The 12,756-nt window shown below is 63.4% G+C and carries 10 protein-coding genes; 6 read left to right on the top strand and 4 right to left on the bottom strand.

Going from position 1 to position 12,756, the window contains the following annotated elements; genetic code table 11:
* Window positions 1-273 precede the first annotated feature (273 nt).
* From VGE08_RS21605 to VGE08_RS21595, 3 genes are all read right to left on the bottom strand, one after another.
* On the bottom strand, window positions 274-939 hold the full coding sequence (locus VGE08_RS21605; RefSeq protein WP_331069998.1) for a CsiV family protein: 666 nt from the start codon (window positions 937-939) through the stop codon (window positions 274-276).
* Window positions 940-1,021: 82 nt separating this feature from the next.
* Window positions 1,022-4,630, bottom strand: a complete 3,609-nt coding sequence (gene mfd / locus VGE08_RS21600; RefSeq protein ID WP_331069997.1) for a transcription-repair coupling factor — start codon at window positions 4,628-4,630, stop codon at window positions 1,022-1,024.
* Between the two features lie 160 nt (window positions 4,631-4,790).
* Window positions 4,791-5,096: a hypothetical protein gene (locus VGE08_RS21595; RefSeq protein WP_331069996.1), complete on the bottom strand. Its 306-nt coding sequence runs from the start codon at window positions 5,094-5,096 to the stop codon at window positions 4,791-4,793.
* A gap of 259 nt (window positions 5,097-5,355) precedes the next feature.
* Between VGE08_RS21595 and VGE08_RS21590 the strand changes: the two genes are divergently transcribed.
* The 3 genes from VGE08_RS21590 to lolD are packed head-to-tail and all read left to right on the top strand — an operon-like array spanning window position 5,356 to window position 8,588.
* A complete protein-coding gene (locus tag VGE08_RS21590; RefSeq protein ID WP_331069995.1) occupies window positions 5,356-6,621 on the top strand; it encodes a lipoprotein-releasing ABC transporter permease subunit in 1,266 nt (421 codons plus the stop codon).
* Window positions 6,614-7,861 carry a lipoprotein-releasing ABC transporter permease subunit gene (locus VGE08_RS21585; RefSeq protein WP_331069994.1) on the top strand — a complete coding sequence of 416 codons (1,248 nt, stop codon included), beginning with the start codon at window positions 6,614-6,616 and terminating at the stop codon, window positions 7,859-7,861. The genes VGE08_RS21590 and VGE08_RS21585 overlap by 8 nt, the downstream gene beginning before the upstream one ends.
* A 46-nt stretch (window positions 7,862-7,907) precedes the next feature.
* Entirely contained in the window at window positions 7,908-8,588 is a 681-nt protein-coding gene (gene lolD / locus VGE08_RS21580) for a lipoprotein-releasing ABC transporter ATP-binding protein LolD (RefSeq protein WP_331069993.1), read from the top strand.
* A gap of 45 nt (window positions 8,589-8,633) precedes the next feature.
* Here the strand turns inward: lolD and VGE08_RS21575 are convergent, their stop codons facing one another.
* Window positions 8,634-9,164: a DUF2062 domain-containing protein gene (locus VGE08_RS21575; RefSeq protein ID WP_331069992.1), complete on the bottom strand. Its 531-nt coding sequence runs from the start codon at window positions 9,162-9,164 to the stop codon at window positions 8,634-8,636.
* An 84-nt stretch (window positions 9,165-9,248) separates the two neighbouring features.
* Here VGE08_RS21575 and VGE08_RS21570 point away from each other — a divergent pair, with 84 nt between their 5' ends.
* The 3 genes from VGE08_RS21570 (at window position 9,249) to VGE08_RS21560 (ending at window position 12,720) form a co-directional block, all read left to right on the top strand.
* A complete protein-coding gene (locus VGE08_RS21570) occupies window positions 9,249-11,585 on the top strand; it encodes a DNA internalization-related competence protein ComEC/Rec2 (RefSeq protein ID WP_331069991.1) in 2,337 nt (778 codons plus the stop codon).
* A 74-nt stretch (window positions 11,586-11,659) separates the two neighbouring features.
* On the top strand, window positions 11,660-12,286 hold the full coding sequence (locus VGE08_RS21565; protein ID WP_331069990.1) for a MotA/TolQ/ExbB proton channel family protein: 627 nt from the start codon (window positions 11,660-11,662) through the stop codon (window positions 12,284-12,286).
* Window positions 12,283-12,720, top strand: a complete 438-nt coding sequence (locus VGE08_RS21560; protein ID WP_331069989.1) for a biopolymer transporter ExbD — start codon at window positions 12,283-12,285, stop codon at window positions 12,718-12,720. Before VGE08_RS21565 ends, VGE08_RS21560 begins: the two co-directional genes overlap by 4 nt.
* The last annotated feature ends 36 nt before the right edge of the window (window positions 12,721-12,756 follow it).

The raw sequence follows: 12,756 nt of genomic DNA, 5'->3' as shown, positions 1-12,756 counted from the left end.
CGCTCAACAGCTAAAGCTCATCGCCCAACGACACCTGCGTGTGATCCAGCGATCACGGCGACGAGTTCGCAACTACTTCAAGCATCGTGAGATTTGCTACGCTGCATAGTAGTTCAGGTACAAGCACGCCGGGTTAATAGTTAGCGCCCTGCAGTGGTTGGCGGTTAGCGGTTAGGGCAGAACGGAGGCCAGGATTTAGCTCATTTCTGGCCAACCGCTATCCGCTATCCGCGAACCGCTGCGACAAAGACGGTTAACTAAGCACCATTGGGATTAAGGGCTCGTCGTCTCGCCGCTCGGCGTGATGATCGCGATCACGCCAAACTTCGGGCTGTCCAGGTAATGCCGTTCGTTGCTACGCATGCGGCGTGTCTGCCGTAGCACGTAGCGCTGTCCGTCTTCGGCGGAATCCAGCGTCAGGTCCAATGTGAGATGCAGATAGCGCCCGCGTGACAACGCGACCTGGCCTTGCAGCCCCGATGAGCCTGGCACCAGCGAGCTGAGCGAGAGATATTTGGCCGAGTCGCGAGCAAAGCCAGGCTGCGTCCAGCCGATATGCGCCAACGGTTGATAACTCCGGTTGCGACGCATCGTGTCTTCGACGGCCGTGAGCTTCATCTTCGCTGCGGGCAGGGCCGGGAAGGTGACCGTCGGTGCCGCGACCGTAGGCACATCGGCCAGCTCGGAAGACGACAACTCATCCTCCGGAATATCCAGCCGCTGCGCGGCACCTGCCGCCTCCGTGCCCCAGTTCTCGGGCGTTTCGCGGCCACCAAGATTGCGAAAGATCAGCAACTCGACATCGTAGGACTGCACCGGCGCAGCCGCTTGCTGTGCGACTGCAGAGCCCACCACCGACATCAAAGCGGCAAGCCATACCGCCACACCGAGCTTGCGCTGGCGGGCCCCGAAGCGAGTGACCGAAGCTGAATGAGTCATGGGGGAGAAGTTTACCAGTTGGCGGCGGCTGGCAGGGGAGAGGGAAGTGTCGCGTTTGAGTGACCGTTTTGCGCTAGCGCCACTAACGTTTGAACCGCTGAGATTTACTCGAACCTGACTTGTAACTGACCGTCGGCTTGGGCGGCGCAGGCCTGGCGGGCTGACTGGTCTTGGCGGCAGCCGCAGCAATCACTTTCTCACGCTTCCTTTCGGCTTCCAGCTCCGCCGCCGTCGGCGTGGACTTGCTCAGCTCGGAGAGCAACTGCTCCACCGCCGTGAACCGCAATTCCTCTTGTTCAAGATTCGTCGTGAATCGAAGCTTGTTGCCACCCTCCAAGCGATGCGTGCGCGAGTTACGCTGCACGTAACGAATCAGAGCGCCAGGCTCAACTTTGGTGTCGCTCTCGAAGGTGACCGACCCGCCGCCAGGGCCTACGTCGATCTTGCGCAAGCCGAGATTGCGGGCGGCCTGCTTGAACTCGGCGATGCGGAACAAGTTCTTGGCCGGCGGTGGCAGCAGGCCAAAGCGATCGATCATTTCGACCTGCAACTCACGCAGTTCCTCGTTGGTCTTGGCTGCCGCGATGCGCTTATACAAAACCAGGCGCAAATGAACGTCAGGCAGATATTCATCGGGCAGCAAGGCGGGCAGGTGCAGATCCACCTCGGGGCCTTGGTGCATGGGCTCGTCGAGCTGCGGCACCTTGCCGGACTTCAACGCATTCACCGCGCGCTCCAGCATCTCCATGTACAGCGCGTAACCAATCTCCTGGATCTGCCCGCTCTGTTCCTCGCCGAGCAATTCGCCGGCGCCGCGGATTTCGAGGTCGTGGGTCGCCAGAGTGAAGCCGGCGCCGAGGTCTTCCAGCGATTCGATAGCTTCCAACCGCTTCACCGCATCCGCCGTCATGAGATTGCGCGGCGGCGTCATCAAGTACGCATAGGCCTGATGATGCGAGCGACCGACGCGGCCACGCAGCTGGTGCAACTGGGCCAGGCCGAGTTTGTCGGCGCGATCGATAATGATGGTGTTCGCTGAGGGCACGTCGATGCCGCTCTCGACGATGGTGGTACACACCAGCAGGTTGGTGCGCTGGTGATAGAAATCGAGCATCACCTGTTCCAGCTCGCGCTCGCGCATCTGGCCGTGGCCCACGGCAATGCGTGCTTCGGGAACCAGCTCGGCCAAGGTGCGAGCAGTCTTCTCGATGGTGTCGACGCTGTTGTGCAGGAAATAAATCTGGCCGCCGCGTCGGAGCTCACGAAGACAGGCTTCGCGAATCGTCGCCGTATCCCATTGCGACACGAAGGTCTTGATCGACAGTCGCGACACCGGAGGTGTCGTGATCAGCGACAGCTCGCGCAAGCCGCCCATGGCCATGTTGAGCGTGCGAGGGATCGGCGTGGCAGTGAGCGTCAACACATCCACTTCGGCGCGCAACTGCTTCAGTTTCTCCTTGTCCTTGACGCCGAAACGATGCTCTTCGTCGATGATGAGCAAGCCGAGCCGGGCAAATTTCACCCCGGTCTGCAGCAGCCGATGGGTGCCGACGACGATATCGGTTTGGCCCGACTCCAAAGTCTCTATCACCTGATTCACTTCCCTGGCCGTACGGAAGCGTGAGAGTGACTCCACGCGCACAGGCCAGTCGGCGAAGCGATCGGCGAAGGTTTGATAGTGCTGTTGCGCGAGGAGGGTCGTCGGCACGAGAACCGCGACTTGCTTGCCTGCCTGCACGGCAACGAACGCAGCGCGCAAAGCCACTTCGGTTTTGCCGAAGCCCACGTCGCCGCACACCACGCGATCCATCGGCCGCCCGCTGCCGAGGTCGTCGATCACGGCGCGAATGGCTTGCGCCTGATCTGGCGTCTCTTCGAACTTGAATGCAGATTCGAACGCACGCAAGTCGTCTTCGGGCGCAGTGAGTTGCTCGCCCTGTCGCGCGGCGCGGCGCGAATACAGATCCAACAGCTCGGCAGCTGTATCGCGAATGCGCTGCGCCGCCTTCCTGCGCGCCTTTTCCCAAGCATCGCCGCCAAGCTTGTGCAGTGGCGCCTGTTCGGCGGGCGCGCCGGTGTAACGGCTGACCAGATCCAGCGCTTGCACCGGAACATACAACTTGTCGCCTTCGGCGTATTCGAGCACCAGGAACTCGCTGGTCAGACCGCCAACGTCCAGCGTCGTGAGGCCGACGAATCGGCCGACGCCGTATTCCTCGTGAACCACGGGTGAGCCGGGGTGCAGATCGGTGAGATCGCGAATGATTTTTTCGGGATCGCGCTCCGGGCGGCGGCGCCGGCGCTCCTGCCGGGCACGCTCGCCGAACAATTGTTCTTCGGCGATCAGCGCAAACGGCGGCTCGTCCAGCTGCAAACCCGTCGAGATCGGCGATACGGTGATGGCCAGCCGTGCGTCACCGTCTTTGAATGCCGACCAGCTCTCGACCAGTTGTGGACGCAGGTGACTCTTGTGCAGCAGGTCGATCAGCATCTCGCGGCGGCCGGCCGACTCGGCGGCGAGCAGCACGCGGCCAGGAAATGAACCCAGGAAATTCACCAGCTCGCGTGCGGGCTCTTCGCTGCGCTGGTCGACGCGCAGGCTCGGCGGTACCCGGGTGGAGAAGTTCTGGTAGGGCTTCGGGGTCGTCAGCGGATCCAGCTCGACGCGCGACAGCTCGATGCGTCGATAGGACGTCATCCGCTGCATGAGCTCCGCCACTGGCATGAACACTTCGCGAGGCAACAGGATCGGCCGTTCCGCGTCGTGGCCACGCTGTTCGTAGCGGCTTTCGACTTCGGTGAACGCCTGTGCCGCCAGCGAATCGATCTCGCGCTCGGCGGCGATGATGGTGTTCTGCGGCATATAGTCGAGCAGGGTCGCAGTGCCGTCGAAGAACAACGGCAGGTAATACTCGATGCCCGGCGGCGGCGAGCCCTCGGCAATATCGCGATAGATCGACATGCGCGTGAGATCGCCGGGGAAGCGATTGCGGAAGCGCCGCTTGAAGTTCTGGATGCCCTCGGCGGTCAGCGGGAACTCGCGAGCGGGCAGCAAGCGCAGTGCCGTCACCTTCTCGCCGGAGCGCTGCGTCTCCGGATCGAACTTGCGAATCGATTCGACCTCGTCATCGAACATGTCGAGGCGATACGGCGTGTCGCTGCCCATCGGATACAGATCGACGATCGAGCCGCGCACCGCGAACTCGCCCGGTGCCATCACTTGCGAGCTCGAGACGTAGCCGGCGCCGGCGAGTCGGTCGCGAAACGCCGCCACGTCGAATTTCTCGCCAGCCCGCAAATCGAATGCATGCGCATCGATGTACGCCTGCGGCGGCAGTCGTTGCAGCATCGTCTCCAGATCGACGATGACGATGCCCTTGGTCATGCGCGGCAGCGTCGACAACAGTCGCAGCCGTTGCGAAACGATGTCGGGATGCGGCGAGAACAGGTCGTAGGGCAGCGTCTCCCAGCCGGCGAAGATTTCGATCGGCGTGCCGGGCTCGCAGAAGAAGCGCAGCTCGTCTTCGGTGCGACTGGCCTGGCGGGCGTCGTGAGCGATCACCAGCAGCGGCTGGGACGATTTGCGCGCGGCCTCGGCGAGCCACAGGGAAGTGGCGGAGCCATAGAGTTGGCCCCAGCGCACTTGCAGTTGTGTACGGCTGGGAAGCAGCGGACGGTCGGAGTCGGTCATCGCGCGTTTAATGGGGGCGTTGGCGCCCGATCAAAATGGAAAAAGCCAAATAGCGGACACTCGGGCCGATGCCGCAGGGGCACCCCGAGGGGGCGATGACTCTACCAGAGCGGGCGCGCCGCCGCCGGCGCGCTAGCGAGGGGGACCGACCGAGCCGGGCTCAGCCGATCGCGACGGTGTGAATGACCAGCTGATGCTCGAAGTACACCACGAAGCCAGGGTATTCCCAGCGGGTGATCGGCGGTTCGCCGACGGGTGCGGCGCGCTGCGTGGGGGCGCCAAAGGTGGCTTCCACCTTTTCCATGGACATGCCCCGGGACGGCCGGTTGGCCTGCTCGCTGGCCGTGGGGGCGGGCGGAGTGGTCAGCTCGTCGGCCCCGGCGGCGGCCGCTGCCATTGAAACGACCAGCCCGGCCAGCAGCCGTGGCAGCACAATGCGCAGTTTCGGGCGAATCTGAAAGCTCATACACCCCTCCCTATCGGGATTCCTTCGGCCCTTGCAGGACCCGCGGCACTGTATAGCAGGGCTTACATAACGGCCAAGCGCGGGGCCTCGATTTGTTGTCCCAGTTCACACTTTACGGCCAGTGCAGGATGTTGCCCCGGCCGTTCATCGTCCGGCCGGCCCAGGGGCGGCGACATGCACTGGCAGCGTGCAATTTGACACTGACAGTTCACATTGCGGCCGGCGGCAAGGTAGCCTTGCCCGCCCGCAAAGGAGATCCATGTTCCACCCCCTGCCGCTCTACATCGGCCTGCGCTACGTGCGCAGCCGCAGCCAAGGCTTCTTCGTCTCATTCATCAGTTGGGTTTCGATGCTGGGCATCTGCGTCGGGGTGGCGGCGTTGATCACGGTCATTTCGGTGATGAACGGGCTGGAGGGCGAGATGCGGGGCCGCCTGCTGAGCGTGGCGTCGCATGCCACCCTGGCGGGCACACCTGAACAGCTGCGGCACTGGGAGACCCTGGCGGATCAGATCCGCAGGGAAGACGGCGTCGTCGGCGTCGCGCCGTACATCGACCTGCAGGGCATGCTGGGGCGGGGCGAGGACATGCGTGGCGCGCTGATTCACGGCGTCGATCCCGAACTGGAGTCCCAGGTGTCGGACATGGCGGCTCACATGCAGGTGGGCAGCTTCGACGACCTCGTGCCGGGCGAGCAGCACATCATCCTGGGGTCCGGCCTGGCGTACGCGCTCGATGCGCGAGTGGGCGACGAGATCACGGTGCTGGTGCCCGCGCTGGCGGGTGCGGAGGGCGGCATGGTCGCCGGCATCGAGCTGCGGCCGCGCATTCAAAATTTCATCGTCAGCGGCGTTTTCGAAGTGGGCGCGCAGGAGCACGACAACGTGCTGGCGATCGTTCATTTGCAGGATGCCGCGGGACTTGCGGGCACACTGGGTCTGCCCAGCGGCCTGCGCCTGAAGTTCAGCGACATCTTCGCCGCGCCGGTGCGTGCGCCGCAGATCAACGCGGCGCTCGGCGGGCAATTCAAAGTCAGCGACTGGTCGATCGAGAACGCCAGTTACTTCAGAGCCGTGCGCATCGAAAAGACCATGATGAGCCTGATCCTGATGCTCATCGTGGCGGTGGCCGCATTCAACATCGTCGCCGCGCTGGTCATGGTGGTGAACGAGAAACGCACCGATATCGCGATCCTGCGCACCGTCGGCATGACGCCGCGCGCCATCGTCGGCGTGTTCATGACGCAAGGTGTGTTGATCGGCTGGGTCGGCGCGCTGTTGGGCCTGGTGGTCGGCTTGCTGCTGGCGTTCAACGTCAGCACCATCGTGCCGTTCCTGGAAGGCCTGTTCGGCGCCAAGGTGTTCGACCCCAGCGTGTTCGTGATCTCCGATATGCCCTCGGAAGTGCAATGGCCGCAGGTGGCTGCCATCACGATCACGGCCTTGGTCCTGACGGTGCTCGCGACGATCTACCCGTCATTGCGTGGCGCGGCGACCGAGCCGGCGGAAGCGTTGCGCTATGAGTAGTCGTTACGAGTTCCTCATTGGTCGGCGCTATCTGCGCTCGAATCGTGGCAACCGCTTCGTTTCATTCATCTCGACCATTTCGATGCTCGGCATCGCCATCGGCGTCGCGGTGCTCATCGTGGTGCTGTCGGTGATGAACGGCTTCGAGCGCGAGGTGCGAGGCCGCATTCTCAATCTCACCTCGCACGCGACCATCAGCGCCTTCGGCTCGGGCCTGCCGGACTGGGAGGACACGGCCGCGAGAATCGGTGAGCATCCCGATGTCGTCGCTGTCGCGCCCTACATCGAACAACAAGCGTTGCTGCTTGCCGGGGACAAGAGCAGCGGCGCCGTGGTCACGGGCGTGCTGGCCGACCACGAACGCAATGTCACGTCCATCACAGACAAGATGGCAGCGGGCTCGTTCGAGGATTTGCAGGCCGGCGGCTTCGGCATCGTGCTCGGCGTTGAGCTGGCGAACGCGCTTGGTGTGAAGCTTGGCGATCGTGTCGTGGTGGTCACGCCGTTGCGCACGGTTACGCCGGTGGGCGTGAAGCCGCGCTACCGAAATTTCAAAGTGGTCGGCATCTTCAACGCGGCCATGTACGAGTTCGATCGCAATCTCGCGTACATCAACCTGGAAGACGCCGCGCTGCTGTATCGCATGGGCGATCAGGTCACCGGTTTGCGGCTGAAGCTCGCCGATATGTTCGAGGCGCCGCGGCTGGTGCGCGAGTTGGCGCTGTCGCTGGGCGGTGGCTATTACATCGACGATTGGACCCGCAAGCACGCCAACTTCTTCCGCTCCATCCAGCTCACCAAATCGGCGATGTTCCTGATCCTGCTGCTGGTGGTTGCGGTGGCCGCGTTCAACATCGTGTCCACGCTGGTGATGGTGGTGAAAGACAAGCGTGCCGATATCGCGATCCTGCGTACCATTGGCGCTTCACCGCGCGGCATCCTGACGATCTTCATGACCCAGGGCACGGCCATCGGTTTCATCGGTACGGCTGCCGGCGTCGCGCTCGGTGTACTGATCTCGGTCAATCTGGAAACGTTGATCCATGGGCTGGAAGCGCTGCTCGGCGTGCATTTCCTGGACGCCAAGGTGTATTTCATCAGCGACCTGCCGGCCACGGTGCAATGGCCCGATGTGCTCAAGATCAGCCTGACGACGTTCCTGCTGTGCTCGCTGTCGACGCTGTATCCGGCCTGGCGCGCGGCGCGTACCCAGCCGGCGCAATCGCTGCGTCACGATTGAATCCGCGACCGACGCCCGATCACGAGTTTCATAACAAGAGAGTTCCATGGCCGATCCGGTTCTTGCCTGCAGCAACCTGACCAAGCATTTCCAGCAGGGCGACACCCGCGTGGAGGTGCTCAAAGGCATCGACTTCGCGATTCATCCCGGCGAGCGCGTCGCCATCGTCGGCGCTTCCGGCTCCGGCAAGACCACGCTGCTGCAATTGTTGGGCGGCCTGGACCTGCCGACCTCGGGCACGGTGACCATTGCCGGTCAGCAGATCAATCAACTTTCGGACAAGGAGCGTGGCGATTTGCGCAATCGGGCGCTGGGCTTCGTCTATCAGTTCCATCACCTGCTGCCGGAGTTCACGGCGTTGGAGAACGTCGCCATGCCGCTGCTGATTCGGCGCGTGTCTGTCGAAGAAGCACGCTCGCAAGCACGACAGTTGCTGGAGCGGGTTGGATTGAGCGCGCGCTTGGATCATCGCCCGGGGCAACTGTCCGGTGGCGAGCGTCAGCGCGCGGCAGTGGCACGCGCATTGGTGACTCGTCCGCCCGTGGTGTTGGCCGACGAACCCACAGGCAATCTCGACGGCGCGAATGCGCGTCAAGTGTTCGAGTTGATGCTGGAGCTCAATCGCGAGCTGGGCACTGCGCTCATCATCGTGACGCACGCGCCTGAGCTTGCTGCGCAGATGCAGCGCTCGCTCACGCTGAGCGACGGTCGCCTGCACGCGACCTGACAGTGTGCCGGATTTCCCATCCGGCCATTCGCTCTTCACCTGCCATCAGTCACTTCCAATCTGCGTCTTGCCCCCTTTGCGCTCGTGATACTTGAGCACCAGGCTCAAGTGCCACAGGCCGCCGACCAGAATGTAGCCGGCCACGGCCGCGGCGCTGCCTAGCACCAGGCATCCCAGCAGGAACGGTTTCCAGATCGGCAGCAGCGTGGTGCTCAGCCATTGCCAGCTCATTTCGAAATCCACATTGCGGCCGGGCACGTCCAGCAGGCGGCAGCCCACCCAATAGGCGGCCATGTACAGCGGCACCATGGTGAACGGGTTGGCGAGGAAGGTGCCGAAGATCGCGGCTGGCAGGTTCAGGCGCAGGCCCAGGGCGACGAGCGTGGCCAGCAGGACCTGCAAGGGAATCGGCACGAACGAAATCAGCAGGCCGAGCGCAAAGGCGCGCGTCACGCTGCGCCGGTTCAAGCTCCAGTACATCGGCTGCTCGAGCAGCAGGCGGAAGGGCCGCATGAACCATTGATCCTTCCAGCGATGGCGCTGGCGGCTCAGTGGTTTGAAAAAGCGTCTGGGCATGCGGCGGGCGCGAAGTTGACGATGGCTGATTATCTCAGTCGTGCGGCTGGACGCGAAGGAATTGTGGCTGCGCAAGGAGGCGCGATGGTAGCGATTGCCCTGGCATTTCTTACCGGTCATTGCGTGATTCACAGCCTGTCGAGGCTGCCGGACCTCGCCGTGTTGGCGTTCGTCCTCGGGGTCTCATGCGCAGTGCTCCTCAGTGGGCCGCTGGCAGCGCGCCTGCCAGGCGGCTCGAGCATTCGCAAGGTACTGCTGGCGGCTGCGTTCGGATTCTTGTGGGCGTGGGTGCACGCGGCGATGCGCATGGCAGACGATTTGCCTGCCGCGTTCGAAGGCAAGGATGTGACAGTGCTTGGCTTCGTTGCGTCATTGCCGGATTCGGGTGTCGATCCTCAGTTTGTCTTCGATGTCCTCGCCGCGGAACCGGGGATTCCGCGGCGGTTGCGTTTGAGGTGGTATCGCGCTACTGCCACGCCGCAACCCGGCGAGCACTGGCAGCTCACCGTTCGTTTGAAACGTCGCAATGGGTTCGCCAATCCGGGCGGATTCGACTACGAAGGTCATTTGTTTCGTGAAGGCATCGGCGCCACGGGCTACGTGCGCGACACTGCGGATAACCGACGCGTGGAGGTGACATCGCACGGCTATTGGATCGCCCGCGTTCGGGGCTGGATCGGCGCGCGGATCGCCGCAGCTGTGGGTGAGCACGACATGCTCGGCATACTGCAAGGGCTCGCGATCGGCGATACCCGCGCCATGAAAGTGGAACAGTGGCGAGTATTCGCCGCGACCGGCACGACTCATCTCATGGCCATCTCCGGCCTGCATATCGGCATGGTTGCCATGCTGGCGGCGTGGGCTGGTGGGTACATCGTTCGCAACCGTCGTGCGCAGTCGCTAGGCCTCACCGCCATGCACGGTCAGGTGCTGGCCGGGCTGTCGGCGGCGGTTATCTATTCAGTGTTGGCCGGGCTGTCCATTCCCACTCAGCGCACGCTGGTCATGCTATGTATCTATTTCGCTCTACGGTGGAGCCGCAGGACGCTGGCGATCAGCCGATCGTTGAGCCTGGCCTTGATCGCAATCCTGCTGCTGGATCCGTTCGCGCCGCTGGCGGTGGGCGCGTGGCTATCGTTCATCGCCGTGGTGGTCATTCTGATGGCCACCTCGGGACGCCTGATTCGCGAAGGCATGATTGTGAGCTTCGGTCGCGTGCAACTGGCGGTGACGATCGGCTTGGTCCCGGTGTTGCTAGTGTCTTTCGGCAACTTGTCACTGGTGGCGCCGCTCGCGAATGCGTTCGCGATTCCGGCTTTCACGCTCTTGATCGTGCCTGCCGTCCTGGCCGGGACGTTGGCCGCCATTATTCATCAGGAGTCGGGCGCGGTGCTGCTGCAGTTGCCGGCGGCACTGCTCGATGCAGGTTGGCCGATGCTGGAATGGATGGCAAGCCAACCGTTGGCGGTGTGGTACGTGCCGCAGCCGTCATTGCCTGTATTGGCGGCCCTGATCGCAGGCGTGGTGCTACTGATGATGCCCGCGATCTGGCCGATGCGGCTGGTGGGAATGTTCATGTGCTTGCCGATGATGTTCTATCGCGCGCCGACGCCCGCGCCCGGGACGTTCGAATTGACCGTGCTGGACGTGGGGCAGGGATTGGCAGCGGTGGTGCGGACGCATTCGCGCGTGCTTGTATACGACACGGGGCCTGCGTTTCCGTCCGGCCGTAGCGCGGCTGAATTGGCTGTGCTGCCGTATCTGCGCCATTACGGTGTGCGCAGCCTCGATGCGTTGATCGTGAGCCACGGCGATCAAGACCACAGCGGCGGCTTGGTCGACGTGCTCGCGGCGCTGCCGGTGCGAGCGCTGTTGGTGGGCCCTTCTGTCGATATCAGCCGAGGAGAGATATCGACCGATGCATCGACTTGCGAGCGCGGACAGCAGTGGCAATGGGACGATGTGACCTTCACGCTGCTGCATCCGGACACGAGATCTGGATCGCGGGCGCCGCACCGATCCGGCAATGACAGTTCCTGCGTGCTGCATATCGGCGGGGCATTCGGTACCGCATTGCTGACTGGCGACATCGAGTCGGACGCGGAAGGCGAGTTGCTCGAACGCGGGCTGTCGCCGGCCACCATCGTGGTCGCGCCTCATCACGGCAGTGAGACTTCGTCGAGTTCGCTATTCGTCGCCGCCACGCGACCGGATGTGACGATCTTTTCCACCGGCTATCGCAATCGCTGGAATTTTCCGCGACCGGCGGTAGTCGAACGCTGGCGCGAAGCCGGCGCGCGCAGCTTCGATACGGGCGCGAGCGGCGCCATCAGCGTGACTTTTGCACCTCACGACGCGCCTGTTCATGTGCAAGTTCGCGAGCACCGTCACACACGGCGACGCTACTGGACCCGGCAGTGATGCTGCCGCGGCGAAAGCTGCTAGTATGCGGCGGATAACCCGGCTCCCCACACACGGTCACAGCAAACACTGTCATGTTCGAAATCGTGAAAGCCGGCGGCATCATGATGGGGCCGATCATTCTCGCCTCCATCGTGACCGCAGCCATTTTTCTGGAACGTCTCTGGACCTTGCAGACCAAGCGCGTGCTGCCCTCGGACCTCACCGAGAAGGTGTGGCGCTGGGTGGAGCAGCGGCAGATCCAGGACAAGCACATCGCCGCGCTTCAGCAGAACTCGCCGCTGGGCAAGATCCTGGCGGCGGGCCTGGCCAATCGCAATCGCGACCGCGCGGTGATTCGCGAAGCCATCGAAGACACCGGTCGGCACGTGGTGCACGAGCTGGATCGCTTCATCGGCACGCTCGGCACCATCGCGTCGCTGTCGCCGCTGATGGGCCTGCTGGGTACGGTGCTCGGCATGATCCGCACCTTCAACGCCATCACCACGGCGGGCATCGGCAATCCAGCCAGCCTGGCCGGCGGCATCGCCGAGGCGCTGATCACCACCGCTGCGGGCCTTACGGTCGCCATTCCGGCGCTGCTGGCCTATAAATACCTGCGCGGCCGCGTGCAGATACTGGTGGTGCAGATGGAAAAAGAGGCCACCAAGCTGGTCGAGGCCATCGAGAGGCAGTCGGCGGAGAGCGGAGTCGGCGCATGAACCTGCGGCCGAAGGACCACGAAGAACCGGAAATGAACCTCACGTCGCTGATCGACGTAGTGCTGCTGCTGCTGATTTTCTTCATGGTGTCCACCACCTTCATCGACGAATCGCGCATCAAGCTGCAGCTGCCGCAGGCCAGCACCGAGCCGGCGGCGGAGCAGAAGAAGGATCCGATCGAGGTGGCCGTGACCGCCAGCGGCGAGTATCGTGTCAACGGTCAGACGCTGATCAACACCAGCCCGACCACCCTGTCCGCCGCGGTTTCCAAGCTGGCGGGCGAGCGGCGGGATCTGCCGGTCACCATCCGGGCCGATGCGCGCAGCACGCATCAGTCCGTGGTGACGGCGATGGATGTGCTCGGCCGTCTCGGATTCAAGGCCATCAGCATTGCCACCGTCAACGATCAGAGCAACCCAGGCGCGAGCCAATAACAACGGTCCCGGGCCAGTCCAGCGGACCGACCACGT

The organism is Steroidobacter sp. (assembly GCF_036406195.1).
Taxonomy (GTDB): Bacteria; Pseudomonadota; Gammaproteobacteria; order Steroidobacterales; family Steroidobacteraceae; genus Steroidobacter.
Note: the sequence above shows the minus strand (reverse complement) of the source record. Positions and strands in the feature narration are given on the sequence as shown.

Excerpts from the sequence above, each read along its gene's own strand:
- VGE08_RS21575 (WP_331069992.1), bottom strand. The coding sequence starts at position 9,164 with ATGCCCAGACGCTTTTTCAAACCACTGAGCCGCCAGCGCCATCGCTGG.
- VGE08_RS21605 (WP_331069998.1), bottom strand. The coding sequence starts at position 939 with ATGACTCATTCAGCTTCGGTCACTCGCTTCGGGGCCCGCCAGCGCAAG.
- VGE08_RS21590 (WP_331069995.1), top strand. The coding sequence starts at position 5,356 with ATGTTCCACCCCCTGCCGCTCTACATCGGCCTGCGCTACGTGCGCAGC.
- VGE08_RS21570 (WP_331069991.1), top strand. The coding sequence starts at position 9,249 with ATGGTAGCGATTGCCCTGGCATTTCTTACCGGTCATTGCGTGATTCAC.
- mfd (WP_331069997.1), bottom strand. The coding sequence starts at position 4,630 with ATGACCGACTCCGACCGTCCGCTGCTTCCCAGCCGTACACAACTGCAA.
- VGE08_RS21560 (WP_331069989.1), top strand. The coding sequence starts at position 12,283 with ATGAACCTGCGGCCGAAGGACCACGAAGAACCGGAAATGAACCTCACG.
- lolD (WP_331069993.1), top strand. The coding sequence starts at position 7,908 with ATGGCCGATCCGGTTCTTGCCTGCAGCAACCTGACCAAGCATTTCCAG.
- VGE08_RS21565 (WP_331069990.1), top strand. The coding sequence starts at position 11,660 with ATGTTCGAAATCGTGAAAGCCGGCGGCATCATGATGGGGCCGATCATT.
- VGE08_RS21595 (WP_331069996.1), bottom strand. The coding sequence starts at position 5,096 with ATGAGCTTTCAGATTCGCCCGAAACTGCGCATTGTGCTGCCACGGCTG.
- VGE08_RS21585 (WP_331069994.1), top strand. The coding sequence starts at position 6,614 with ATGAGTAGTCGTTACGAGTTCCTCATTGGTCGGCGCTATCTGCGCTCG.